This window comes from Paraburkholderia sp. Ac-20336, assembly GCF_017105025.1.
Lineage (GTDB): Bacteria > Pseudomonadota > Gammaproteobacteria > Burkholderiales > Burkholderiaceae > Paraburkholderia.
Window position 1 is genome coordinate 1 of sequence record NZ_JAAGPS010000008.1, and the last position, 25,676, is coordinate 25,676.

Annotated in this window: 20 protein-coding genes and 3 pseudogenes; 13 read left to right on the top strand and 10 right to left on the bottom strand. The window is 64.1% G+C overall.

From position 1 onward, the window contains the following. Positions 1 to 798 (bottom strand): annotated as a pseudogene (locus GXB81_RS05250) (cobalamin biosynthesis protein CobT); the annotation flags it as partial. A gap of 60 nt (positions 799 to 858) precedes the next feature. Then, positions 859 to 2,124, bottom strand: coding sequence for an AAA family ATPase (locus GXB81_RS05255; protein ID WP_205988559.1), 1,266 nt, complete (start codon positions 2,122 to 2,124; stop codon positions 859 to 861). A gap of 325 nt (positions 2,125 to 2,449) precedes the next feature. Between GXB81_RS05255 and GXB81_RS05260 the strand changes: the two genes are divergently transcribed. The 3 genes and pseudogenes from GXB81_RS05260 (at position 2,450) to GXB81_RS05270 (ending at position 5,518) form a co-directional block, all read left to right on the top strand. Then, complete coding sequence (locus tag GXB81_RS05260) at positions 2,450 to 2,695, top strand: DUF6723 family protein (protein WP_167041851.1); 246 nt, start codon at positions 2,450 to 2,452, stop codon at positions 2,693 to 2,695. Positions 2,696 to 2,981: 286 nt separating this feature from the next. Beyond that, positions 2,982 to 5,063, top strand: a pseudogene (gene tkt / locus GXB81_RS05265) (transketolase). 155 nt (positions 5,064 to 5,218) lie between these two features. After that, complete coding sequence (locus GXB81_RS05270; RefSeq protein WP_205988560.1) at positions 5,219 to 5,518, top strand: hypothetical protein; 300 nt, start codon at positions 5,219 to 5,221, stop codon at positions 5,516 to 5,518. Positions 5,519 to 5,690: 172 nt separating this feature from the next. Here GXB81_RS05270 and zapE read toward each other — a convergent pair whose 3' ends face one another. Further along, the gene (zapE, locus tag GXB81_RS05275) at positions 5,691 to 6,782 is read right to left on the bottom strand and encodes a cell division protein ZapE (protein ID WP_346777782.1); all 1,092 of its coding nucleotides are present in this window, start codon (positions 6,780 to 6,782) and stop codon (positions 5,691 to 5,693) included. 279 nt (positions 6,783 to 7,061) lie between these two features. Further along, entirely contained in the window at positions 7,062 to 7,964 is a 903-nt protein-coding gene (locus GXB81_RS05280; RefSeq protein ID WP_205988562.1) for a YihY/virulence factor BrkB family protein, read from the bottom strand. A gap of 616 nt (positions 7,965 to 8,580) precedes the next feature. Here GXB81_RS05280 and GXB81_RS05285 point away from each other — a divergent pair. From GXB81_RS05285 to GXB81_RS31725, 5 genes and pseudogenes are all read left to right on the top strand, one after another. Then, entirely contained in the window at positions 8,581 to 9,039 is a 459-nt protein-coding gene (locus tag GXB81_RS05285) for a response regulator (RefSeq protein WP_167041866.1), read from the top strand. Positions 9,040 to 9,149: 110 nt separating this feature from the next. Continuing rightward, positions 9,150 to 9,287 carry a hypothetical protein gene (locus GXB81_RS05290; RefSeq protein ID WP_205988563.1) on the top strand — a complete coding sequence of 46 codons (138 nt, stop codon included), beginning with the start codon at positions 9,150 to 9,152 and terminating at the stop codon, positions 9,285 to 9,287. 68 nt (positions 9,288 to 9,355) lie between these two features. After that, positions 9,356 to 11,575 carry a glycogen debranching protein GlgX gene (glgX, locus tag GXB81_RS05295; protein WP_205988564.1) on the top strand — a complete coding sequence of 740 codons (2,220 nt, stop codon included), beginning with the start codon at positions 9,356 to 9,358 and terminating at the stop codon, positions 11,573 to 11,575. A 298-nt stretch (positions 11,576 to 11,873) separates the two neighbouring features. Next, positions 11,874 to 14,021, top strand: coding sequence for an ATP-binding protein (locus GXB81_RS05300; protein WP_205988565.1), 2,148 nt, complete (start codon positions 11,874 to 11,876; stop codon positions 14,019 to 14,021). 256 nt (positions 14,022 to 14,277) lie between these two features. Further along, a pseudogene (locus tag GXB81_RS31725) lies at positions 14,278 to 15,320 on the top strand (ShlB/FhaC/HecB family hemolysin secretion/activation protein). Positions 15,321 to 15,335: 15 nt separating this feature from the next. Here GXB81_RS31725 and GXB81_RS05315 read toward each other — a convergent pair. From GXB81_RS05315 to GXB81_RS05325, 3 genes are all read right to left on the bottom strand, one after another. Next, positions 15,336 to 16,355, bottom strand: a complete 1,020-nt coding sequence (locus GXB81_RS05315) for a class I fructose-bisphosphate aldolase (protein ID WP_205988567.1) — start codon at positions 16,353 to 16,355, stop codon at positions 15,336 to 15,338. Positions 16,356 to 16,641: 286 nt separating this feature from the next. Beyond that, positions 16,642 to 17,061 (bottom strand): secondary thiamine-phosphate synthase enzyme YjbQ, encoded by a 420-nt coding sequence (locus tag GXB81_RS05320; RefSeq protein WP_167041878.1) that lies wholly within the window; start codon positions 17,059 to 17,061, stop codon positions 16,642 to 16,644. 229 nt (positions 17,062 to 17,290) lie between these two features. Beyond that, positions 17,291 to 17,611, bottom strand: coding sequence for a thioredoxin family protein (locus GXB81_RS05325; RefSeq protein WP_205988568.1), 321 nt, complete (start codon positions 17,609 to 17,611; stop codon positions 17,291 to 17,293). Between the two features lie 294 nt (positions 17,612 to 17,905). On the opposite strand from GXB81_RS05325, the gene GXB81_RS05330 reads away from it, so the two are divergent. Further along, positions 17,906 to 18,202 carry a DUF2628 domain-containing protein gene (locus GXB81_RS05330; RefSeq protein ID WP_205988569.1) on the top strand — a complete coding sequence of 99 codons (297 nt, stop codon included), beginning with the start codon at positions 17,906 to 17,908 and terminating at the stop codon, positions 18,200 to 18,202. A gap of 208 nt (positions 18,203 to 18,410) precedes the next feature. Here the strand turns inward: GXB81_RS05330 and GXB81_RS05335 are convergent, their stop codons facing one another. Together GXB81_RS05335 and GXB81_RS05340 are read right to left on the bottom strand one after the other, a co-directional pair. Further along, a complete protein-coding gene (locus GXB81_RS05335; protein WP_205988570.1) occupies positions 18,411 to 18,638 on the bottom strand; it encodes a hypothetical protein in 228 nt (75 codons plus the stop codon). Further along, positions 18,635 to 18,823, bottom strand: a complete 189-nt coding sequence (locus GXB81_RS05340) for a hypothetical protein (protein ID WP_205988615.1) — start codon at positions 18,821 to 18,823, stop codon at positions 18,635 to 18,637. Before GXB81_RS05340 ends, GXB81_RS05335 begins: the two co-directional genes overlap by 4 nt. 116 nt (positions 18,824 to 18,939) lie before the next feature. Between GXB81_RS05340 and GXB81_RS05345 the strand changes: the two genes are divergently transcribed. The 3 genes from GXB81_RS05345 to GXB81_RS05355 all read left to right on the top strand — a co-directional run bounded on the left by GXB81_RS05345 (position 18,940) and on the right by GXB81_RS05355 (position 22,574). Further along, positions 18,940 to 20,283, top strand: coding sequence for a sugar efflux transporter (locus GXB81_RS05345; RefSeq protein ID WP_205988571.1), 1,344 nt, complete (start codon positions 18,940 to 18,942; stop codon positions 20,281 to 20,283). A gap of 321 nt (positions 20,284 to 20,604) precedes the next feature. Then, positions 20,605 to 21,702: a phosphogluconate dehydrogenase (NAD(+)-dependent, decarboxylating) gene (gnd, locus tag GXB81_RS05350; protein ID WP_205988572.1), complete on the top strand. Its 1,098-nt coding sequence runs from the start codon at positions 20,605 to 20,607 to the stop codon at positions 21,700 to 21,702. Positions 21,703 to 21,878: 176 nt separating this feature from the next. Next, on the top strand, positions 21,879 to 22,574 hold the full coding sequence (locus tag GXB81_RS05355) for an HAD family hydrolase (RefSeq protein ID WP_167281711.1): 696 nt from the start codon (positions 21,879 to 21,881) through the stop codon (positions 22,572 to 22,574). A gap of 65 nt (positions 22,575 to 22,639) precedes the next feature. On the opposite strand, the gene GXB81_RS31730 is transcribed toward GXB81_RS05355, so the two are convergent. Next, entirely contained in the window at positions 22,640 to 22,768 is a 129-nt protein-coding gene (locus GXB81_RS31730) for a hypothetical protein (RefSeq protein WP_275691437.1), read from the bottom strand. 509 nt (positions 22,769 to 23,277) lie between these two features. On the opposite strand from GXB81_RS31730, the gene GXB81_RS05360 reads away from it, so the two are divergent. Beyond that, positions 23,278 to 25,671 (top strand): phosphoketolase family protein, encoded by a 2,394-nt coding sequence (locus GXB81_RS05360; RefSeq protein WP_205988573.1) that lies wholly within the window; start codon positions 23,278 to 23,280, stop codon positions 25,669 to 25,671. Positions 25,672 to 25,676 lie beyond the last annotated feature (5 nt).

Below are 25,676 nucleotides of genomic sequence, written 5' to 3' on the forward strand. Positions count from 1 at the left end.
GCCCATGCCGACCGCGTCGTCGGCCTGCGCGCCGCCGCCGCGCTCCGCCGGCGGCGTGGCGGCGGCGTGATCGGGCCGCAGATCATCGTCCTCGCTGAACGGTGCCGACGAAGCGGGCACGGTATCGGTGTCGATGTCTTCGATGGGATCGGCCGTGAACATCATGCTGTTCGCCTCGCCGGCCGACAATGCCCGCACGCGCGCGACGAGATCGTGCGCGACCGCGATGCTGCGCGCGGTCGAACCGCTCGCGCGGGCTTCGTGCAGCAAATCCTGCGACGCGTGCAATGCCGCCAGCAGCGAATGAACCGCCTCGGTACGGGTCGGCGCTTCGTCCCACAATGTGCGCTCGACGAGCCATGCGAGCCGGTCGCGCCAATGCAGCTTCGGCCAGCGTTGCCGCACGCGTTCGGCCGCGTGCGTGCGCAATGCGCCGATGAACCAGCGCGCGCCCGGATATTCGTCGAGCAGTTGCGCGCAGACGCGACGATCGTCGATCACCTGCGCGAGCTTTGCCGTGATGCCTTGCGGCAGCGCATCGAGTTGCGCGAGCGACGCATGTTTGGCGCGCGCGACGAGCAGATCGAGATAGCCGATCAATACATCGCGCTCGACACCGCCATCGCGTTCGTAATCGGGAATCACGATGCGGCCGGGTTCGACGCGCGGCCCATCGGGACTGAACACGACGGTCACGCCGTATTGCCCGGTCAGCACGCGCGCGACCTTGCCGAGCGTCGATTCGAATGCGAAGCCCTGTGCGTTGCGCGAGGTGGGGGCGGGGTGCCGTGCGTTCATCGCCGCGCTTCCGTGTCGTTCATCCGTGCCGTTCTTCCGTATCGCTTCCGCTCCCGGCGCTCAAACAGCCGGCGCGATGTGATGACGGACGATGCCGCGAATCAGCGCGGCATCCTCGGGCGTTACCTTCGCGTAAATGGCCGGACCCGCCGCGCGCTCCGGATCGCCGGTGCGCAGCATCAGTTCGGCCCAGTCGAGCAGCCGGCGCGTCGAGAAGGCGCTCGACAGGTCTTCGCGCGCGAACGCGGCGCGGCAGTCGGCGGCGATCGCGGCAAGCGTGACGGCGAGCGAGCGCGTCATATACGGCGCGAGCGTGCGCAGCAGCACGTCGGTTTCCTCGGCTGGCGTCAGATAGTCGAGCAGGTAGACGCGCCAGCGATCGAGAAAGGCCTCGTTCATCAGATTCGCGCCCTGGTACAGATGGCGGAACTGGCTCATCGCGCCGACCGCGTTCGCGGTCGCGAAGAGGCGGAACGCCGGATGCGGGGCGACGATCTCGTTGCCTTTCTCCTTCAGCACGAGACGGCCTTGCGGTTCGAGCACGGCGGTCAGCGCGGCGAGAATCGACGGTTCGGCGAAGTCGATTTCATCGACGATCAGCCACAGGCCCTCGCGCATCGCCGTGGGCAGCACGCCGTCGACCCACAGGGTCTCGCCGCCCTTGACGGTCCAGAAGCCGACGAAATCGCCGACCGTCGTCTGTCCGTTCATGTTCGAGCGCAGCACGCCGTGCCGCGCCCGCGCGGCAACCTGTTCGATGAGGCTCGTCTTGCCCGCGCCCGTGTGGCCGATCAGCATCACGCGGCGGTTCTCGACGATGTCGGCCACGATGTCGTTAAAACGCGCCGAAAACAGATAGGCGGGATTCATGCGCGGCACGAGCGGGTGGGGCATGCCGCAAGGGACGTCGACGTCGCCGATGCGCACGGTGTCGTGCGCTTCGGCCTGCGTTGCTGCGTCGGCTTTCCCGGACCCGCGCGACTGCTCCGCCAGCCTCTTCGCGCTGGCCCGCTGCAACTCCGGCATGAAGGCGACGCGCGCCCGCGCATCGGGATCGTTGCCGGCCGCGCCGCTGTCGATCGCAAAACCCTCGCGGCGCCACTTCTTCTGCTTGGCCCGCAGATTTTCCGCATCGACGACGAGATCGATATCGACCCCGCCCGCGCCGTTCCCGTCGTCGACACCGTGTTCGAGGCGATAGGTCTCGGGCCGGTCGGCCACGCTCACGCGCCACCATTCGGCGCCGGTCTGCGTCGCGCGCCGATAGAGGCCGAGGTTTTCGTCCTTGTTTCCGTCTTCGCTTTCAGGCAGGTCGGGCATGCTCATGGCAAAAAATGTCGAATGACAAACGATGTTTTGATTTGGCTCGGGCCGGTTTGCCGACTATCTTATCTTGGGCGGCTTTCGAACGCCTGCGTGTCGCGAATCCGTCCGGTTCTTCCGCTTTCAATACCCAGGCTTTCCGCCGCGAGAGTGCGCCCGTCGTTGAGTGCGCGTGTGCATGTGCGTGTATGAGCGAGCCGAGCTGCGAGGAACGGGTATTGCTTGCCTTCGTCGCGCGCGAGATCGCGATCTGGCGAAGTGCGTACGCGGCAGTGGATATCGCCGCAACGGGGCCGCATGGATGGGAAACCCAGGACGAGGCATGCACATGGCAAGACACAAGGCCGACGTGGCTGACGACGACTTCGAGATTTACGCCAGCTATCATGGAACCGGCGACGGACGTTACATAGGTGGACTGAAGGTCGTCAGAAAGGCTGACCGGAAAGTGCTGTTTCCATTCGACGGCGCGCCGCAGATCGGCCCCTACGCGACCGCCGACGAAGCGCGGCGAGCGGCGATCGACTACGGCCGCGAGATCGTCGCGGCGGATCGCGCGTCGCCGGAGAGTTGAGCGGTTGAGCGACGGGGGCGTGCAATCAGGGCGACCCGCCACGCAACGGCCCATGTTGGCGGCCATGTGAATGCGTGCAGATTCACGCATATCGGCGCATCATCGGTGAGCTTCGCCGCGATTTTTCATACGTGTGCTCCCGTGCGTGAGTTTTCGCGCGCTGTCCCCGGCATGCTTTTGCGCATGTTCCCACGCGAGCTTCCACGTCGATCCCATGCGCCGGTACGCGCGAGCGCCGCACCGTGCGTTCCGGCTGTCCTCCGAATTGCCGAACAAGGAGCGTCCCATGCAAAACGATCCCGCCCTCGATCAGCTGTGCATCAACACGATCCGCACGCTGTCGATGGACGCCGTGCAGAAAGCCAATTCCGGCCACCCCGGTACGCCGATGGCATTGGCGCCGGTCGCGTACCAGTTGTGGCAACACCATCTGCGCTACGACCCGGACGAACCGTTGTGGCCGAATCGCGACCGCTTCGTGCTGTCGGTCGGGCATGCGTCGATGCTGCTGTATTCGCTGCTGCATCTGGCCAACGTGAAGGCCGTCGACGAGCACGGCCAGCCCACCGGCGGGCCGGCCGTATCGCTCGACGACATCGAGCATTTCCGCCAGCTCGGCAGCAGGACGCCGGGCCACCCCGAATACCGCATGACCACCGGCGTCGAGACGACCACGGGACCGCTCGGCCAGGGGCTCGGCAACAGCGTCGGCATGGCGATGGCCGCGCGCTGGTACGAGAACCGTTTCAACAAGGCCGACGCGCCGCTGTTCGATTACCGCGTCTACGCGCTATGCGGCGACGGCGACATGATGGAAGGCATCTCGCACGAAGCGGCCTCGCTCGCGGGGCATCTGAAGCTGTCGAACCTGATCTGGATTTACGACAGCAATCGCGTGACGATCGAAGGCCATACGGACCTCGCGTATAGCGACGATGTCGAGAGCCGTTTTCGCGGCTATCGCTGGCACACGCTGCACGTCGACGATGCGAACGACACGGCCGCGCTCGAAGCGGCGCTCGTCGAGGCGAAGAGCGTGCAGGACCGGCCGACGCTGATCGTGGTGCATAGCCTGATCGGCTGGGGCGCGCCGCATAAGCAGGACACGGCGGCCGCGCACGGCGAACCGCTCGGCGTCGAAGAAGTCGCGCTCGCGAAGCAAGCCTACGGCTGGCCCGAGGATAAATTCTTCTATGTGCCGGATGGCGTGCACGAACGCTTCGCGCAAGGTTTCGGCGCGCGCGGCAAGGCGGCGCGCGAGCAATGGCAGACGCAATACGAAACCTATAAGAAGACATATCCGGACCTCGCGCGCGAATTCGCGCAGATCGAAGCACATGAATTGCCGCAGGGCTGGGACAGCGACATCCCGAGTTTCGAGGCCGACGCGAAGGGCATCGCCACGCGCGAATCGTCGGGCAAGGTGCTCAATGCGATTGCCGCGCGCGTGCCGTGGCTGCTCGGCGGCGCGGCGGATCTTTCCCCGTCGACGAAAACCAACCTCAAATTCGAGGGCGCGGGCAGTTTCGAAGCGGACGACTATGGCGGCCGCAATCTGCACTTCGGCATTCGCGAGCACGCGATGGGCGCGATCGTGAACGGCCTCGCGCTATCGAATCTGCGGCCGTACGGCTCGACGTTCCTGATTTTCAGCGACTACATGAAGCCGCCGATTCGGCTCTCGGCGATCATGGAAGTGCCGGCCATCTATGTGTTCACGCACGATTCGATCGGCGTCGGCGAGGACGGTCCGACGCATCAGCCGATCGAGCAGCTTGCGTCGTTGCGCGGCGTGCCGGGACTCACGGTGCTGCGCCCCGCCGATGCGAACGAGGCGGCCGAGGCGTGGCGCGTTGCGCTCGCGCATCCGCGCAGGCCGTCGTGTCTGGTGCTGACGCGCCAGCCGCTGCCGACGCTCGACCGCCAGCGCTATGCGGCCGCGAGCGGCGTGCAGCACGGTGCCTATGTAGTCGCCGATGCCCCCGCCGGCGAGAAGCCCGCGGTGATTCTGATGGCGAGCGGCAGCGAAGTTTCGATCTGCGTCGACGTGTAAGAGAAGCTCAAGGGCGAGGGCATCGCGGCGCGCGTGGTGTCGATGCCGTCGTGGGACATCTTCGAGCGCGAGGACCAGGCGTATCGGGAGTCGGTGCTGCCCGCCGATGTCGAAGCACGCGTTGCGGTCGAGCAGGCCGCAGCGCTCGGCTGGGATCGCTACACGGGACGGCTCGGCGCGCAGGTCGTCATGCATACGTTCGGTGCATCGGCGCCGCTGGCCGATCTGAAGAAGAAATTCGGCTTTACGCCGGAACGGGTGTATGGGGTGGCGAAGCAGCAGATCGAGAGGGTAAGGGGTGGAGGGAAGGGGTGATATTGGCAGGTCGGTGCGTAGCAATGCACCGACCAGGTCCAGCAATTTCTGGCCGGGCCGTTATTGAGATTCACCGTTGACCGAGCGTGCTATAAGGTGCCATTTTTTCAGGTACCCGGCAGCGCGTTGCACGCTGACGGTACGGTGGAGATTCGATGAAACGGATAGTCTGGTGTACTGCACGTGTGCTGGCATTCCTCGGCGCGTCGGTAGCCGGCGGTTGGTGGCTGGGAGAACTTCTCTCGCCGTTTTCCTTTGACATACCGTATTGGCTCGATGTCACTATTCGGGCCGGTATGCACCTGGCGGGTGTACCCGACCCGCTTGATCCGGATGACATCGAGACAATCGGCCTTTTTCTGTTATTCCTCACGTACTGCATCGTCGTTGCGGTCGTATTGTCGAGTGCGCTTTTTATGTTGAAACGGCATCTGAAGAAGCATCGTACCGGCTAATCAATTCGCCTGAATCGTCACCATCGGCGCCTTACTGCTCGTATCGGCTTCCGCGAGCGCCATCAGATTCCGTACGACCGTGAACGCGTATTTCGAATCGAAATGCAAGATTTACATGAACCCGAAGCGCCCGATGTGGCGTGTGCGATCTATGCGGCACCGTGTACCGTGTTCACGATGCGTCGACAGCGTTCATGCTGTTGTCGTCGCGTGTTCCATCGAGCGTGCTGCGATACGCGCGCGACTGCATTTCCGCCAGCCGACTCAGCGTGCGCGACAAATCATGCGCGCCTTCGAGCCCGACGAGCGCCGACTCGATCGGTTGATCTGAAGCGATGAACAGCGCGCGCTTGCGATCGTAGACGATGTCGATGAGCCACACGAGCCGCTGCAACGTCTGCGACTGCGCAAGCGCGGCCGTATCCAGATTGTCGACGATGATCCCTTGCCATTGCCCGGCGAGATCGAGGTAGTCGAGGTGCGAACGGCTTGCCACGCAGAGCGGCTCGAAGTCCGCCCACAGCAGCGCATTGCCCGCGGCGCGCGCGGCAAGCGGCCGGCCCGCCGCGCTGAGCGTGACCGGTTCGATACGCGCGTCGCGTTCATGATGCGCGAAGATAGCGCGCAGCGCCGCATGGCTCGTCGCGTCGAGCGGCGCAAAGAAACGCGGTACCTCTGCCGCTTCGCCGCCGAAGCGATAATCGCGCGCGCCATCGAAATGGATGACGGTGAAGCAGCGCTTGATCTGCGCAATGGTCGGCAGGAAACGCTCGTGAAACTCGGGGTCGGGCAGCAGATCGTCGGGTGCGTAGTTCGACGTGAGCACGATGCGCGTGCCGAGGCCGATTGCGGTATCGAGAAAGCGGCCCATCAGGAAGGCATCGGCAATGTCGTGTACATGGAATTCGTCGAAGCACAGCAACTCGATGCCGTCGAGCCATTGCCGCGAGACATCGCCGAGACGGTCGTCGCTGCGCGGCGCATTGACGAGCCGCCGGTTCATCTCGCGCAGAAATTCGTGGAAGTGCAGACGCCGTTTGCGGCACGGCGCGAGTTCGAACACCGTATCGACGACGAGGCTTTTGCCGCGTCCGGGCAGCCCGTGGCAATAGACGCCTTGCGAGGCAAATGCGGACGAAGACCATGCACGCCGAGCCTGCTGCTGTGCGCCGAGCAGGGCCGCGAGCGCGCCGATTGCTTCGCGCTGGCGCGTATCGGGCGTGATGTCGCGAGCGCCGAGCGCGCACGTGATTAACGAAGTCACGCCGAACGTCTTGGCTTCAGTCTGGAGAAATTGCGGCATGTGTATGAGGGCAGGGACGTAGTGGCATGCAACAGACGATGTGCCATAAACCGCATGCAGAAGCGACGAGCAATAAGCGGCATGCAATGGCGTGTCATTCTAACAGCCGCGTCCCGAAGCCCGACTCCCGCGATGGCTCAACCTTCTAATGATCTTTCATTGCCTACGCGCTTGCGCGCAACGGGACAAGCATATGGCGTTTCTCGCTACTGGTTTGTTTGCTTCGCTTAACCAGTACCCTTAGCCCGTTTCTATCTGCGGTTGCGGCGCATCGAGCGGTTCATGACCGAAGCGCTCGTATTGCGAAATCACCTGCGCGCCAAACAGCAGCAGCGTGGCGAGCCATTCGAAGCTCAGCAGGATCACGATCGCCATCGTCAGCGACCCATAGACGAGGCTCACCTGCGAGAGCGTGGCGAAATACCAGACCAGCACGTGCCGCGTGATTTCCCACAATACGCCCGCTACGACGCCGCCGATCAGCGCGTGTTTGATCGAAGGACGCCCGACCGGCATCACGAGATAGATCGAGGTCAGCACGAAGATTTCGCCGGCGAGCCCGAGCACGTACAGCACGATGCGCGAGAAGCCCGCGAGCGGCACGTGCAGGCCGAGCAGTTCGATCCCTTCCGCGCCGATCGTTTCGAGCGCGCTCGACACGCACGTTACGATCAACAGGCCGATGCCGAGACACAGGATGTAGCAGTAAGGCAGCAGCGCCGAGATCAGAAAGTGCCGCCGCTTCACGACGACACGATGCACGAAGATCAGCGACATCGCGTTTTCGAGCACGGTAAACGCGAGCGAACTGAAGAAGATCATCGTGAGCAGCAGTACCCAGCCGATCACTGCGCGATGCTCGAGAAAATTGGCAAGCTCGCGCACGAGCGCATTCGACTGTCCCGGCACGAGCCAGCGCAACAGATGGCCGAGTGCATCGAGCACGAGCGGCTGCGGCACCACGCGCGAGAGCACGATGACGACCAGGATCAGCAGCGGCACGATCGACAGCAGCGCGTAATACGCCACCGCGCCCGCCAGCAGCAGCCCCTGGTTCGCGCGAAAGGCTTTCAGCGTCTGCAACACGAAACGGCCGGGATGTTTGGCGATATACAGCGCATGCTGGTCGAGAAAAAGCGGCATGAAGTCTCGCGATACGGACCGGGGCCGCCGGGTGGCGGCCGCTCCCGGCACGTCTGTTTGCTTTATATACCGTAAGCGGAATATCGTAAGCAGGACCGCGACCCCATGCGCGGCCGCGCCCCGGGAATACAGCTTGCTTATCGCCGTACCGGGCCGGATACCTGTCCGCATATATGAGCCGGCCTATCGTGCGGGATAACCCGCAGAGCGCAAACCCCTAACATGTCGAGCATTTTTTTATCGGCGGCGTCGCTTATGCTGTGGTTATGACCGCTTTATCGATGTGCGCCGCCAAGAGCGCAAGCGGCTTATAAACGACATCCCCTCAATCCGTTTTTAAAACGACATCGTGCCGGGCCCTTGAGCGGGGCGGTCGCACGAGGACAGTGCGTTCGAACGATGGCGCGCATGCGTCTGTCTCGAGCCGTGTCATTTAAACGCCGTAGTGAATTGGCAAGCTGAACCGCATTCCTCGCGGGTATGCGGGCGCGCCGCGTTGGTCGCGGCGTTTGAACGGGGTTAACGGCGAATACAACGATTGCGCAAGGGAGACGGGAGCAGATATTGCCGTGTGGGGCAATGCCCGTCAGAGCGGAATGGAATAAGGCAAGTAAAAATGACGTTCAACGACAGCGTGGATAGCAACGACGACGTGCTCGTGTGGCGGCCGATCCGCTACGCGATGGCCGCGCATCGTCGCGTGCTGGTGGTCGACGACTACCGCGAAGCGGCCGAGGCGTTGCAGATGCTGCTGATCGCCGACGGCTTCGACTGCCGCGCGCTCGATGATCCGTTTGCCGTCTGCGACATGGCGCGCGAATGGCAGCCGTTCGCGGTGGTGCTCGACATCAAGATGCCGGGGCTCGACGGGCTCGAACTCGCGCGCCGGCTGCGCGCTCATTCCCAGACTTCACATATGTTGCTGGTTGCGTGTACGGCATTTGCGTCACGCGAAGACCGCGCGCGCGCGAAAGCCGCCGGCTTCGATGCCCATTGCGCGAAGCCGTTGACGCCCGAGCGTCTGCTGCGCGTGCTCGAATCGGCGGCGGCGCTGCATGTGGCCGGGCCATTGTGAAAGAACGGTTCCGATGAGTTTCCGATTGATCTCCGCTTGATACGGGGCCGCTTTGCCGCGCTCTCGTACCGACTAGACGTTTGACATTTGTCACGCCCGCAGGAGCTTGCGTGAAGCCCGCAGCGCGGCGAGCGAACGGCAGCGCAAATCAGGCATGGTTTCAGGTCTGCAAATTGCTGCATGAGCGGGCCGGCTGCGCGGCGTGGCTGAATGGCCGCATCGCCGTCCGGCCGCCGACGCTGGAATAGCGGCGAAGCCATACGCAACGAATACCAACGCCGCGATAACGTCCCTCGCGTCCACAGGAACCGCTCCTATGTCAAACCCGGCTCACTACTCGACGCGCATTTCGGAAGGCACGCCGTTTCCGCTCGGCGCGACATGGAACGGCAGCGGCGTCAATTTCGCGCTGTTCTCGGCGCATGCGACGAAAGTCGAACTATGCCTGTTCGATGAAACGGGGCAGCACGAAATCGAGCGCATCGAACTGCCCGAGTACACCGACGAGGTATGGCACGTGTTCGTGCCGAATCTGAAACCGGGCGCGGTCTATGGGTATCGCGTGCATGGTCCTTACGAGCCGGAGAACGGCCATCGCTTCAATCCGAACAAGCTGCTGCTCGATCCGTATGCGAAAGCGCACATCGGCGAACTGAAGTGGGCGCCGGAGATTTTCGGCTATACGCTCGACTCGCCGGACGGCGACCTTTCGTTCGACGAACGCGATAGCGCCGCCTTCGTGCCGAAATGCAAGGTGGTCGACGCCAACTTCTCGTGGACGCATCCCGAGCGCAACGCGTTGCCGTGGGAGCGCGTGATTCTTTACGAAACCCACGTGCGCGGCTTGACGAAGCGTCATCCGCAAGTGCCCGAGCATTTGCGCGGCACGTTCGCGGCGCTCGGGCAGCAGGCCGTGCTCGACTACATTCGCGGCCTCGGCGTGACGTCGGTCGAACTGCTGCCGGTCCAGACCTTCGTCAACGACAGCTATCTGCTCGATAAAGGTTTGACGAACTACTGGGGCTACAACACGATCGGCTTCTTCGCGGCCGACCCGCGTTACTTCGCATCGTCGAACGATTCGGTCGGCGAGTTCAAGGAGATGGTCGACCGTTTCCATCAGGCCGACCTCGAAGTGATTCTCGACGTGGTCTACAACCACACGGCCGAAGGCAACGAACGCGGCCCGACGATCTCGTTCAAGGGCATCGACAACGCGTCGTACTACCGTCTGCTGCCCGACGAGGCGCGCTACTACATCAACGATACCGGCACCGGCAACACGCTGAACCTGTCGCATCCGCGCGTGCTGCAGATGGTCACCGACAGCCTGCGCTACTGGGTCACGGAAATGAAGGTCGACGGCTTCCGTTTCGATCTCGCGACGATTCTCGGCCGAGAGACGCATGGCTTCGACGAAGGCGGCGGCTTTCTCGACAGTTGCCGCCAGGACCCGGTGCTCTCCAGCGTGCGGCTGATTGCCGAGCCGTGGGATTGCGGTCCGGGCGGCTATCAGGTGGGCGGTTTTCCGCCGGGCTGGGCCGAATGGAACGACCGCTTTCGCGACACCGTGCGCGAGTACTGGAAGGGCGACGAAGGCAAGGCCGCCGATCTCGCGACACGGCTCACCGCATCGGGCGACAAATTCAATCATCGCGGCCGGCGGCCGTGGGCCAGCGTGAACTTCATCGCCGCGCACGACGGTTTCACGCTCAACGACCTCGTCTCCTACAACGATAAACATAACGAAGCAAATGGTGAAGACAACAAGGACGGCCACTCGGGCAATAAATCCTGGAACATGGGCGTCGAAGGACCGACCGACGACGCCGACATCCGCCAGCAGCGCGAGCGCCAGAAACGCAATCTGCTTGCGACCTTGCTGCTGTCGCAAGGCACGCCGATGCTTCTCGCGGGCGACGAATTCGGCCGCACGCAGCGCGGCAACAACAACGCGTATTGCCAGGACAACGAGATCAGCTGGGTCGATTGGGATGCGATCGACGACGATAGCCGCGCGCTGACCGAATTCGTGCGCAATCTGACCACGCTGCGGCATCGTTTGCCGGTGCTGCGGCGCGGCCGCTTTCTCACCGGCGAGTACAACGAAGCGCTCGACGTGACCGATACGCGCTGGCTGTCGCCCGACGGCACCGACATCGCGCACGAGCAGTGGGACGATCCGCAGATGCGCTGCTTCGGCCTCGTGATCGACGGCCGCGCGCAGGCGAGCGGCATTCGCCGCCTCGCTTCCGATGCGACCTTGCTGCTCGTCCTGAACGCGCATCACGACGTGGTCAATTTCACGCTGCCCGAGATTCCCGAAGGCGAACACTGGACCTGTCTCGTCGATACGAACATGCCGGTGCGTGCGGAACTGCCGCAATTCCGCGCGGGCGACGCCTATCAGGTGACGGGCCGCTCGCTGCTGCTGTTCGCGCTCGAAGCGCCGAGCCGCGCGACGCAGCGCGTGTTCGACCGGCTTGAAGAACAGCTCACGTCCGATGAGGGCGCGTCGGCCGCACCGGGTGCCTGACGCTTCGCCGCGTCGCTTGCGCTTGCGGGAGCCGTGCGGTGGAGCAGGTGAGCATTCGCAAGTAGCAATCCGTGTGCCTGAGCGTGTGCCTGAGCCATCGCCGGACATGGCCCCGAACCGCGAACCCGATCACGCTGCCGACGCGCTTGGGACAAAACGGGGAAGTGCGGTAAATTCCGGAGTAAAACGAATTAGCGAGCGAACAGCAATACGCGAACCGCACCATGCGAATAGCAGGGCGCGAACTGAGGTGCAATGCTTTCTCTCGTCGTATGTCATTTTCATGGAGTGACTGACCGTGCAGCGTGCGGAACGTGTCGCAGTCGATTTTCCGATGCCTTCGCGCAACTTCGCGGCGACGCGGCGCGTGCTGCTGATCGTGCTCGCCGTGTCGATCGTGTTTCCGCTCGTCTGTCTCGCCGGCTATGGCTATTTCGATTACGAGCGCCGCATTGCCGATGCCGACGACGTGATCGACCGGCTCGTGCGCGTGACCGAAGAGCAGGCCGTCAAGGTGCTGGACCTGAACCGGCAGATGGCCTCGCGCATCGTCGATCTGCTCGGCAATTCCGACGACATGCAAATCCGCGCGCAGCAAGCCGGGTTGCATGGGCGCTTGCGCGATATCGGCGGCGATTTTCCGCAAGTGTCGTCGATTGCGCTGGTCGGCGTGAACGGCGATCTGCTCGTATCGAGCCTCGCGTATCCGGCGCCGGCGATGTCGATCGGCCAGCGCGACGACTTTCTCGCCGCGAAGGCGATGCGCCCGCAACCGTATTTTTCGCTGCCGATGTACAGCACGCTCTCGAAGACCGATGTGTTCACGACCGCGATCGGCCGCTCGGACACGAACGGCCAGTTTCTCGGCGTGGTCACGGTGGCGTTGCGCAACGCGTACTTCTCGCGCTTCTACCAGGAACTGACCGACGGCGACCCGGCGCTCGCGCTCGGCCTGTATCGCCAGGACGGCAATCTGCTCGTGCGTTATCCGGCGTGGCCGGCCGGCGTCCGCCAACCGATCCACACCGCGTTTACCGCGGCGTTGCGCGACAAGCAGCTGTTCGGCCACGTGCGTCTGACTTCGACCGCCGACGGCATCGAGCGGCTGGTCGCGTTTCGCCGCGTCGGCGACTATCCGCTCTACGTGCTGAGCGCGTATGCGACGTCGTCGATCATGGCCGCATGGCGCAGCCACTTTCTGACCATCGCCGCACTCACGGCCGTGCCGTGCATCGCGATCTGGCTGCTCGTGGTCTATTCGCTGCGTCAGCTCGAAGGCGAGCGCCGTGCGTGGGAGCGCTGGCAGGGCGAGGTCGCGATGCGGCTTTCCGCCGAAGCGTCGAGCCGGCAACTGCTGCGCATGGGCGCGCTCGGCAACCTGGTTGCAAATATCGCGCACGATTTCAACAATCTGCTGATGGTGGTCTCGGCGAACACCGAGCTGGCGCGGCTCAAGCATTTCAACGATGTCGGGAAGGAAGTACATGCGGTCGCACGCGCGACCGCAGCCGCCGAATCGTTGACGCGGCGTTTGCTGAGCGTCGCGCGCAAGCAACCGCTCAAGCAGGAGCCGGTCGATCTCGTGCACTGGCTGCCCGCGGCCGCACCGCTGATCGACGCGGCGCTCGGCGACACGATCGAGTTTTCGCTCAGGATGCCTGATAACCTGTGGCAGGTGCTGGCCGATCCCACCGACCTCGAATTCGCGATCATGAATCTCGCGGTGAACGCGTCCGATGCGATGCCGCATGGCGGGCGCTTCGTGATCCGCTGTCAGAACAATCGGCTCGTCGGCAGCGACACGCTGCTGCCCGACGGCGAATATGTGCTGATTACCTGCTCCGACGATGGCGAGGGCATGCCCGACGCGGTCGCGCGGCGCGCGTTCGAACCGCTTTTCACGACCAAGCTGCGCGGCTCGGGCACGGGGCTCGGGCTCGCGCAGGTGCTGTCGATGTGCGAGCAGGCGGGCGGCACCGCGAAGATCGACAGCGTGCCGGGCAGCGGCACGGCGGTGCGGCTCTATCTGCCGCGCTATCGCGAGCGTGGCGCAGCGGCCGCGAGCGCCGATGCGCAGCAGCCAGCATTGATGCCCGCCGGCGCCGTGCTGCTCGTCGAGGACAACGAGGACGTTGCGGCGGGCGTGACTGCGGTGCTCGAAACCTTCGGCTGCGAGGTGCGCCACGAACCGACCGCCGATCAGGCGCTCGACGTGCTGAGCGGCGGCGCCCGCTTCGAACTCGTGCTGTCCGACATCCAGATGCCGGGCAAGCTCAACGGCATCGACCTCGCAGAGAGAGTCCGCAGCGCGTGGCCGTCGCAGAAGATCGCACTGATGACCGGTTACGCCGACGAACTCGAACGCGCGCGCCGGCTTGGCGTGGCGATTCTCGCGAAGCCCTTCGATATCGACGAGCTGCATGCGTTGGTGGCGTGCGGGGCGTAGCGGGTTGTATCGGTGCCGGCTGCGCTATATGCTGGCGATAATTTCCTGAAAATTCGATATTCCGTCTTTGATAAATTCTACGGAAATCCGAATTTTATTTTCTCTTTTTTATTTTAATTTATCCGAACATATCAATCAGATTCTCCCTATTTATAATTATATTTCCATATACGCATAAAAGTTGACGCTTGTTTGTAATTCGATTTTCTGATTTGAGTTAATTTCCATTCAATCGGATAAATCGAAGCAACAGGCAATGAATCAGAATACGTTTCGGCTGGTATATAGCCGGATTCGGGGCATGCTGGTCGCCGTGGCCGAAACCGCCAGCGCGGCAGGCAAAGCGGATTCGGGTGAAACCCGTCCTCATCGTCCCGCAGCACAATTCCCGGAAATCTCGCTGTTTGCGCTCAGGCCCGCGGTTTTCGGCGCGCTGCTCGCGTTTGGCGCGGCGCCCGTGCCCGTCGACGCGCAAGTGGTCGGCGCGGGTGCGCATGCGCCAACCGTCATCCAGACGCAGAACGGTTTGCCGCAAGTCAATATCAACAAGCCGGGTGGCGCGGGGGTTTCGGTCAACACGTATTCGCAATTCGACGTGCAAAAGCCGGGCGTGATTCTGAATAACTCGCCGACCATCGTTCAGACGCAGCAGGCGGGGCAGATCAATGGCAATCCGGATCTGTCGCCGGGACAATCGGCGCGGATCATTCTGAATCAGGTCAATAGCAATTCACCGAGTCAATTGCGTGGTTATCTCGAAGTCGCCGGCAATAAAGCGGAAGTGGTGGTGGCGAACGGCTCGGGCATCGTCGTCGATGGCGGCGGCTTCATCAATACGACGCGCGGCATTCTGACGACCGGCACGCCACGGCTCGACGCCAGCGGCAATCTGACCGGCTTCGCGTGGCGGTCGTCGCGGGCGGCAACCTGACGGCGACCACGGTGAACTATATCGACGATCTGACGATCGGCAGCCGCTACACGGTGCGCGGCTTCGACGGCGAAACGATGCTTGCCGCCGAGCGTGGCTTCTTCTGGCGCAATGAATTGCAATGGCCGATCGGTGCCACCGGCCAGTCGCTATACGCAGGTCTCGACTACGGCCATGTGTTCGGCCCGAACGCGGCCTATCTCGCCGGATCGCAACTCGCGGGTGCGGTGATCGGCGTGAAGGGCAGCGTATCGGCAAAGGCGGGCGCGCTTGCCTATGATCTGTTCGCCGGTACGGCGGTCTATAAACCGTCAGGATTTCCAACTACGCGCGTCACGCTCGGCTTTCAGCTGACTTCGCAGTTCTAGGCAATCCGCGGACGCTCACTCTTTCTCCATCCCCGCCTCATACCGTCCCAACGCCGCCGCTCCATTGAGCCGCGCGCGCTTGAGCAGCGCCTGCTGCGCGACCGCCACATTCCCCGCCTGTCCACCCCAGGCCTGCAATGGCGGCTCCTGCAACGCACGCCCATACGAGAAGCTCAAATTCCACGGCAATCGGCCAAGCCGGTTCATCGCATCGAGATTCGCGGTCGCTTCCTCGGGAGATTGCCCGCCCGACAGAAACACGATGCCCGGCACCGCCGCGGGCACCGTGCGCTTGAGCACGCGCACGGTCGCTGCGGCGATCTCCGCCGTCGTCGACGGCTGCGCGTGTTCCGAGCCGGCCAGCACCATGCTCGGCTTCAGCAGGATATGTTCGAGCACCACGCGATGCCGATGCAGCGCATGAAAGACCTCGTGCAGCACGGCCTCGGTCACTTCCGCGCTGCGCCCGATCGTATGCTCGCCGTCCATCAGCACTTCGGGTTCGACGATCGGCACGATGCCGGCTTCCTGGCTGATCGCCGCATAGCGCGCGAGCGAATCGGCGTTCGCCTCGATCGCGAGCCGGCTCGGCAGGCTCGCCGTGATGTTGTAGACCGCGCGCCATTTCGCGAAGCGCGCGCCTTGCCGTTTGTAATCGACGAAGCGTTTGGCGAGGCCGTCGAGCCCTTCGGTGATTTCGTCGCCCGGCGCGAGCGCGAGCGGCACCTTGCCGAGATCGACCTTGATGCCGGGCACGATGCCGTTGGCGGCGGCGACTTGCGGGAACGGCGTACCGTCGTCGGTTTGCTGGCCGAGCGTTTCCGCGTAGAGAATCACGCCGCTCACGAAGTCGCCGAGGCCGGGCGTCGTGAGCAGCAGGTTGCGATAGGCGCGGCGGTTTTCCTCGGTCGATTCGAGGCCGATCGTCCTGAAGCGTTTGGCGATGGTCGGGCCGCTTTCGTCGGCGGCGAGCAGGCCCTTGCCGGGTTGGACCATCGCGTCGACGGTGGCTTGCAGTTCGCTACGGGTATCCATGAGAGGTGCTCCCTTAGGTTGGCTCCGTTCGATCCGGGGTGCGGTGAAGAGGCGGGGACAGTTTCCTTGGCGCGATGCGTGTGCGTCTGTACGAAAAGAATCAGAAAGCCGAAAAAAGGGCGGTCCGTGTCCAAACTGCCAGGCTCAGCCTATCAGGCTTCAGGTTATCCGGCATGGTTGGCGATCGGGCGAGCCAACCGGCCCTCGAACCGTCAGGTCGGCGAACGACCCGACGAACTATCTCGGCGGTCCTCGCATGCCATGTTTGGACCGCGCGAGCGCCGCATCATTCGCCGAGCAGATGTAGCACGATATCGCGAGGCTGCGTATGCCGGCGATGTTCGAACAGATATAACCCTTGCCATGTGCCGAGCACCATCCGTCCGTGTTCGACGGGCACCGACAGTTGCACCTGCGTGAGCGCGGTGCGCAAGTGCGCGGGCATGTCGTCGGGGCCTTCGGTATCGTGCTCGTAGCGCCCGGTGTCTTCGGGCGCGAGGCTCGCGAAGTAGCGTTCGAGATCGCGCTGCACGGACGGGTCGGCATTCTCCTGAATCAGCAGCGAGGCGGACGTATGGCGGCAAAACAGCGTCAGCAAACCGGTCGAGATGCCCTGGTCGGCGACGAAACGGCGCGCTTCATCGGTAAATTCGACGAGCCCGCGACTGCGGGCCTTGATGCTCAGATGGTGAATGGCCTGGCGCATGAGAGACGTGCTATGAACTGGAAACTGGAAACGACAGCAAGCGAATAGCGGAAACGTTGGCCGATCGCGCCTGCCGGCGACGACTGCCCGCGATGAAACAGCGAAGCCAAAGCGCGGAACGGTGCGGCTCGTGAACTGAGCTGAACCATCGAACCCCCAAGAAGGCGAGCGCAATGGCACGACAATACCGCGCCGTATGCACTGCCGCCTCGATGCGCATCAAAGCCGTTCACAGCGCCGCGAACGCGTCCTCGATATCGGCCGCGCTCGTCGGACGCACCACGCGCGCGAGTTCGGCGCCGTTGCGCATCAGCACGAGCGTCGGCCACAGCTTGACCTTGAACGAGCGACCGAGCGCGCGGCCGGGGCCGTCCTCGACCTTCAGGTGCCTGAGCCCGGCGTGCGGCCCGAGCGCCTTCGCAATCGATGCCTGCGCGCCCTGACAATAGCCGCACCAGTTTGTGCCGAATTCGACGACGGTGACGCCCGGCAGCGCGTCGAGTTCGGCGCGCGTGGGGGCTTGCAGGGAATAGGCGGTCGGGGATGTCATGCAGGCTCCGGGTACGGTACGGATGGAGAGATCGCGCGTGCCGCTGGCGCGGTGCTCTTCGCGCCTTGACGACGAATAGGGCGCGAGGCTCGGCGTCGGGATTCGTCAAGCGTAGCAGCTATGCCGCGGGTCGTCATGGAAGGCGGCGCGGGCGGCACGCAGTGCGCTTTCGCTCGGCATTTTGTCGTCATGGCGTGTTAAAAAGCGAAGCGCGTGCCATCGCACCGCCACGCGCCGCCCGCCCTCGCGGGAACGGTTCAGGAGCGAATCGGAAACAAAAATTCAGGAAAGAACATGGAAGCGCGAATTTATCTGCAACGTCCCGGTGCCACGGAAACCGTCGCGGTCGCGACCGGCTTCAGCTGGGGAGCGTGTCTGCTCGGCTTTATCTGGGCGCTGTCGAAGAAAATGTGGTTTGCCGCGTTCGTGATGCTTGCGATCAACCTGATCCTGTTCGCGTTCGGCCTGTGGGGCACAACGGCCGATCTGATCGGACTCGTGCTGTCGGTTGTGTTCGGCATCGCATGCGGTGCGTATGGCAACCGGTGGCATCGCTGGACGCTCGAACAGCGGGGTTATGTCGTGTTGTGAGGTGGGCGGGGAAGGGCACGCCGCTGATGTGGCGAATGCACGCGAAGAACAGCAAGTAGCGGACGCTTCCAAAAACGGCAAATAACGCACGACAAGGACTTCTTCGTTAGACGCACGCATTCGGCGTGGGGCGCTGCGAGAGACGTTACTGGCACCGGGTGGTGCGCAAGGAAAGCGTTCAGGCCATCTGACCGCTCCTATCCCGCGCTCATGCCGGAGGAATCATGGAGACGACCATCCCGAGGAGCAACAGCGCGGGAAGGGCGAGCAGTCCCACCGATTGAAGCGTGCGCACCCAGCGCGTGCTACCCGCATCCTTCCGCAAACCGACCAGGAACGCGACAACGGAGAAGACGCCGATTATCCAGAGCAGATACGCGGCATCTCCGTCAGCCAGCGCCGCCGCCGAGCCCAGAAACGCAGAACTCGCTATCAATGGTTGAACTCCATGAAATTCCAGCGGTAAAGCTCGAAGTATTTCAGGAAATCAGCCCGGGTGGCGCCAGTCGTATTGTTCCTGTCGTCCCAGCCGGTCGAGGCTTGGGTGAATTTCCCGGTTTCGGGCGTCATGCCGGCGGTCATTCCGGCGTATTTGGGACACCCTCCCAAAAGTTTACGCAACCCGCGCTCCGGGTCGATAATGCCCCGGTCGTTCCGGCCCCGAAGCTCGGGGCCTATCGTGCCGTCAGGCGCCTTGCGGCGTTGTCAGGCCCGCTCCACCCGACCTCACCGCCTCCGTGTTGAAAACTTCGCGTTTTTTCAGCCTGCTTTACATCCCTGGCTTCAAGCCGCTGGCCGCCGCCACCCTCATGCTCGGTGTGGCGATGTCGTTCACCGCTCCGTATCTATCGCTGTTCGGCGTCGAGCGCGCCGGCATGACGCCGCTCAGGCTCGGCATCTTCATGACGCTGATCGCCGCAAGCGGCGTGCTCGCGAGCACGCTCGCCGGGCGTTGGAGCGACGCGAGCGGGCGGCATCGGCCGCTGCTGCTGGCGGCGCTCGTCGCGGCCGCGCTCGGTTATCTCTCGCTCTGCGTGGTGCGCGATTACCGGCTGCTGCTCGTGGTCGGCATCGTCTTCATTGGCGCGGGCGGCTCGGCGATCTCGATGGTGTTCTCGTTCAGCCGCGCGGCGCTGCCGGTGCCGGACCCCGCCGAGCGCGTGTTCGCGAGCGCGACGTTGCGGACCATTCTGTCGGCGGCGTGGGTGTTCGGGCCGTCGGTCGGCGCGCTCGTGCTCGCGGCCACCAGCTTCTACGGGCTGTTCCTGTTCGCGGCCGCGAGCTTCGCGACCTGCGCGTTCATCGTCTGGCGCATGCGCGAGCCGCAAAGCCACTTCGGCGATCACACGGTCGAGGACACCGCCGCGGAGCCGTCCGCGTCGATCACCGTGCCGCCGCTGACCGCGCCGGGCGAGGACGCGCACGAAACGCTGCCGACAGCTTCCGCCAACGACATCATGCGCGCGGTGGCCGCGCTGACGCTGCTCGGTCTCGCCGCGAACGCGACGATGATCGTGCTGCCGCTCTACATCGTGCATGGCCTGAACGGCTCGCATCTCGACGTGTCGGTCATGCTCGGCCTCGGCGCGCTGACCGAAATCCCGATGATGCTCGCGCTCGGCGCGAAGTCGTCGTCGCTGCACAAGCCGAACTGGCTCGCCGCGTGCGCGGCGGTGCATGCGGTGTATTTCGTCGCGATGTCGCTGGCGGGCAGCATCAACGTGCTGATCCCGATGCAGATGCTCAACGCGTTCGTGGTCGCCGTGACCTCGTGCCTCGGCATGACCTACGTGCAGGACCTGATGCCGCATGCGCCGGGCCGCGCGACCGCGCTGTTCTTCAACGCGGCGCGGGTCGGCTCGATTCTGTCGGGCGTGCTGTCGGGGCTGCTCGTGCAGGCGTTCAGCTATCGCGGCACGTTCCTGTTCTGCGGCCTGCTCGGGCTGTGCGCGCTCGTGCTGTTCGCGGTGCCGGGGTATCGCTATCCGCTGATGTGGCGCGCGATCCGGCGCTTTGCCGCGGCGCAGTATGCCAGGTGGCTCGCGCGACGCGGGGGGCGCATGCCGGAGCGCAGCGAGTGAAGTGAGTGAAATGATCTAAAAAAGCAACGCCTCGGGCGGTCGCGTCACGCGGAAGCCCTCGCGCTCGCGTAGGCTATGCATAGGTTGTGTCGCGACGCCGAGGTCCCGGCGCGGCCATGTTGTCCGGCACGCGCGCATCGGCGCGACTACAGTGATCGATGTGTCACGATGACGTACCACGGCGCGTGCGTCGTCATGCGACCCGACCGCGGCCAGCGGTCTCCACCATAAAAAAACGGCCGTACGGGGCACGTAACCGCAGCGCCACAGTCAGAAAACCTGTAAATCAGACCCGCAACGCAGCACCTTCCGGAGCGAGATATGCAGCTAGGCATGATTGGATTGGGACGTATGGGCGCCGACATGGTGCGCCGCCTGACGAAGGGCGCTCAGCAATGCGTCGTCTACGACGTGCAGCCGGCGGCGGTGGACCGGCTCAGGCAGGAAGGCATCGCGGGCGAAACCTCGCTCGAAGGTTTCATCGCGCAACTCGACAAGCCGCGCGCCGTGTGGCTGATGGTGCCCGCCGCGGTGGTCGACGAGACGCTCGAAAAACTCGTGCCGCTGCTCGATCCGGGCGACGTCGTGATCGACGGCGGCAACTCCTACTATCACGACGACATCCGCCGCGCGGAAGAACTCGGCGCGCGCGGACTTCATTACGTCGACGTCGGCACGAGCGGCGGCGTGGCCGGCCGCGAGCGCGGCTACTGCCTGATGATCGGCGGCGAGACCGAAATCGTGCAGCGGCTCGAACCGGTCTTTGCGGCGCTCGCACCGGGCGTCGGCGCGGCGCCACCGCCCCCGGGCCGCGCGACGAATCCCGCCAGCAATGCAGTCAATGGCGCGGCCGGGCAAGCCGCCGGCAGCGAAACCCGCCACGCCAGCACTGCCGACCGGGGCTTCCTGCATTGCGGTCCGCACGGCGCGGGGCATTTCGTCAAGATGGTCCACAACGGCATCGAATACGGGATGATGGCCGCCTATGCCGAGGGCCTCAACGTTCTGCGCCACGCCAACGCCGGCCGCCACGCGCGCGAAGCCGATGCGGAAACCTCGCCGTTGCGCCGTCCCGAGCTTTACCAGTACGACCTGAATCTCGCCGAGATCGCCGAAGTGTGGCGGCGCGGCAGCGTGATCGGCTCATGGCTGCTCGATCTGATCGCGGGCTCGCTCGCGGGCGACGCCGAGCTGAAAAACTACGCGGGCCGCGTGTCCGATTCGGGCGAGGGGCGCTGGACCGTCGCGGCCGCGATCGACGAAGGCGTGCCGACGCCGGTGCTGAGCGCCGCGCTGTTCGCGCGTTTCAGCTCGCGCGGCGACGCCGATTTCGCGAACCGCGTGCTGTCGGCGATGCGTCACGATTTCGGCGGCCACGTCGAGAAACCCGCCACGCCGGACGGCGGGCAGAACGGCTAGCGCGCGCTGCAAGCCGGCGACGTGCCCGTCCGCAAACCGTCGGCGAAACGACACCTGAGGACACTTGAGCCGTAGCCTCATGGTGCCATCGGCAAAGCCGATCGGCACAACCCTCGGCAGGATCACCCCGCCCGCGCGACAATGCGCGCGCGAAATCATGGAAAGAAGGAGCCTCAATGCCCGTCACCACCGCCACGCCGCACGACGTCGTGTTTCTGCTCGACTGCGACAACACGCTGCTCGACAACGATCACGTGTTGCAGGACTTGCGCAAACACATGACGCACGAGTTCGGCGAAGAGAACAGCGCGCGTTACTGGGAAATCTTCGAGAACCTGCGCACGGAACTCGGTTACGCCGACTACCTCGGCGCGCTGCAACGCTATCGGACCGAGCATCCGCGCGACACGCGCCTGCTGCTGATGTCCTCGTTCCTGATCGACTATCCGTTTGCGAACCGGCTCTATCCGGGCGCGCTCGACGCGCTGCGGCATCTGGCGACGCGCGGACCGACGGTGATCCTGTCCGACGGCGACGTCGTGTTCCAGCCGCGCAAGGTCGCGCGCTCGGGCCTGTGGGACGAAGTCGACGGACGCGTGCTGATCTACATCCACAAGGAACTGATGCTCGATCAGGTGATGGAGTGCTATCCGGCGCGCCATTACGTGATGGTCGACGACAAGCTGCGGATTCTCAGCGCGATGAAAAAGACCTGGGGCACGAAATTGACGACGGTCTTTCCGCGCCAGGGACACTATGCGTTCGATCCGAAGGAGATCGCGAACAACCCGCCTGCCGACGTGACGGTGGAGCGGATCGGCGAACTGGCGGAGATCGATATCGATACGCTGCTGCGCAGCGCGAAGGCTTAGGTGCGGGTTATCCTGGGCGCGGGCTATGCGCTCATGCCTTCGCGGGCCGGCCGCGAGGCTCGCCGCTAGCCGTGGCCGAACAGCTTGACGACCAGCCCGAACACGCCGATCAGCACGGCAAGCGCGATGCCCGGCAACACGAGCGAGAGGATAAGAACGGTCAGTACTTTGAGTGGACCTTTAGATGTCGACATGGTGGGCTTGATCTGAAACAAGGAGGAGATGGCGAGCATCCGATACCGTGACAATGCGCGGCGGCAATGCATGACAGCCATGCCCGGCGCCTGAAGCACCGGTTGCGCGCGGCACGAAGCCTGTGCAGCTTAATACATTCGCGTCACGCATGGCAGCTTCCGCGCGATTACACCGAATTGCACCAAATTACGCCGGATTGCACCGAACCATGCGACGGCCAGCCTGTCAGATTCCTGACGAGCGCGACCGTGGATCGCCCGCGTGCGCCGCACCGGGCATCCCGTGCCGCCGCGCCGCGCTCTGTCGAATCATGCGTTCGTGTCCGTAGTTCGTGTCCGCCCCGCGATGCACCACGCATGACAGCAACGCGCACCCGAAGCCATATCCGACAGCGCGGCCCACGCCCGCTTCACGCCAGCCGCCGCGCGAACATCCGCTGCAACATCCACCGCAACACCTGCTTCAACACCCGCCAACCTGCTTGCAGTCCTTTTCGAGGAGTGACGCCATGGCCGAAGCAACCTCGCATCCCAATCCGCCGCCAGTTCTGGACGCCGACACGCTGCGCAAGATGGACCGCTACTGGCGCGCCTGCAATTACCTGTCGGTCGGCATGATCTATCTGCGCGACAACCCGCTGCTGCGCGAACCGCTGAAGCCCGAGCACATCAAGAACCGGCTGCTCGGCCACTGGGGCTCGGACGCGGGGCAGAGCTTCGTGCTCGTGCATCTGAACCGCCTGATCCGCCAGCTCGATCTCGACGTGATCTTTCTGTCCGGTCCCGGCCATGGTGCGCCCGCGAGTCTTGCGCACTGCTACCTGGAAGGCCGCTACTCGGAAATCTATCCCGACCGCGGCGAGGACGAAGCCGGCCTGCGGCGCTTCTTCCGGCAATTCTCGTTCCCGGGCGGCATCGGCTCGCATTGCACGCCGGAGACGCCGGGGTCGATCCACGAAGGCGGCGAGCTCGGCTACAGCCTTTCGCATGCCTACGGCGCCGCGTTCGACAACCCCGGGTTGATCGTGACCGCGATGATCGGCGACGGCGAGGCCGAAACCGGTCCGCTCGCCACGTCGTGGCATTCGAACAAATTCCTCAACCCGATCCGCGACGGCGCGGTGCTGCCGGTGCTGCATCTGAACGGCTACAAGATCGCCAATCCGACGCTGCTCGCGCGCATTCCGCGCGAGGAACTCGAAGCGCTGCTGGTCGGCTACGGCCACAAGCCGTATTTCGTCGAAGGCGACGATCCCGACACGATGCATCAGCAGATGGCCGCGACGCTCGAACAGGCGATCGGCGAAATCCGCGCGATCCAGCAGCATGCGCGCCAGAACAACGACCCGACGCGGCCGCGCTGGCCGATGATCGTGCTGCGCTCGCCGAAGGGCTGGACCGGGCCGAAGGAAGTCGACGGCCACAAGGTGGAAGGTTCGTGGCGCGCGCACCAGGTGCCGGTGCTCGATCCGGCGACCAACCGCAAGAGCCTGAAGATCGTCGAGGACTGGATGCGCGGCTACGGCCCCGACACGCTGTTCGACGCCGATGGCCGGCTCGTCGCGGAACTGCGCGCGCTCGCGCCCGACGGCGCGCGCCGCATCAGCGCGAATCCGCATGCGAACGGCGGGCTGCTCTGCAAGGCGCTCGACATGCCGCCGTTTCGCGACTACGCGGTGGACGTGAAGAGGCCCGCCGCCTCGTACATCTCGCCCACCGGCGTGCTCGGCACGTTCCTGCGCGACGTGATGCGCAACAACATGACGAACTTCCGCCTGTTCGGTCCCGATGAAACCGCCAGCAACAAGCTGCAGGCGGTCTACGAGGCGTCGGGCAAGACCTGGCTCGCCGGGATGGAGGAGAGCGACGCCGACGGCGGCGATCTGTCACCCGATGGCCGCGTGATGGAAATGCTCAGCGAACACACGCTCGAAGGCTGGTTCGAAGGCTATACGCTGACCGGCCGCCACGGGCTTTTCGCGACCTACGAGGCGTTCGTCCACGTGATCGACTCGATGTTCAACCAGCACGCGAAGTGGCTCGAAAAAGCCAAGCGCGAACTGGACTGGCGGCAACCGGTGCCGTCGATCAACCTGCTCATCACGTCGCTCGTGTGGCGCCAGGATCACAACGGCTTCACGCACCAGGACCCGGGCTTTCTCGACGTCGTCACGAACAAGAGCCCCGACGTGGTGCGCATCTATCTGCCGCCCGACGCGAACACGCTGCTGAGCGTCGCCGACCACTGCCTGCGTTCGCGCGACTACGTGAACGTGATCGTCTCCGACAAGCAGCCGCATCTGACGTATCTCGACATGAACGCGGCCGTCACGCATTGCACGAAGGGCATCGGCATCTGGGACTGGGCCTCGACCGACCAGGGCGTCGAGCCCGACGTCGTGATCGCCTGCGCGGGCGACATCGCGACGATGGAAGCGCTCGCCGCCGTGCAGATTCTCAAGGAGCGTTTCGCCGCGCTGAAGATCCGCTTCGTCAACGTGGTCGACCTGTTCCGGCTGATGCCCGAGCATGCGCATCCACACGGGCTGTCCGACCGCGATTTCGATTCGCTGTTCACCACGGACAAGCCCGTGATCTTCAACTTCCATTCGTATGCGTCGCTCGTGCACAAGCTCACGTACAACCGCACGAATCACGCGAACCTGCACGTGCACGGCTATCGCGAGAAGGGCAACATCAACACGCCGCTCGAACTCGCGATCATCAACGGCGTGGACCGCTTTACGCTCGCGATCGACGCGATCGACCGCGTGCCGGCGCTGCGCGGCGTCGGCGATCATACGAAGGAGTGGCTGCGCGGGCAGATCATCGAGCATCTCGCATATGCGCACGCCGAGGGCATCGACAAGGAAGACATCCGCAACTGGACGTGGAAAGGCTGAGCGAG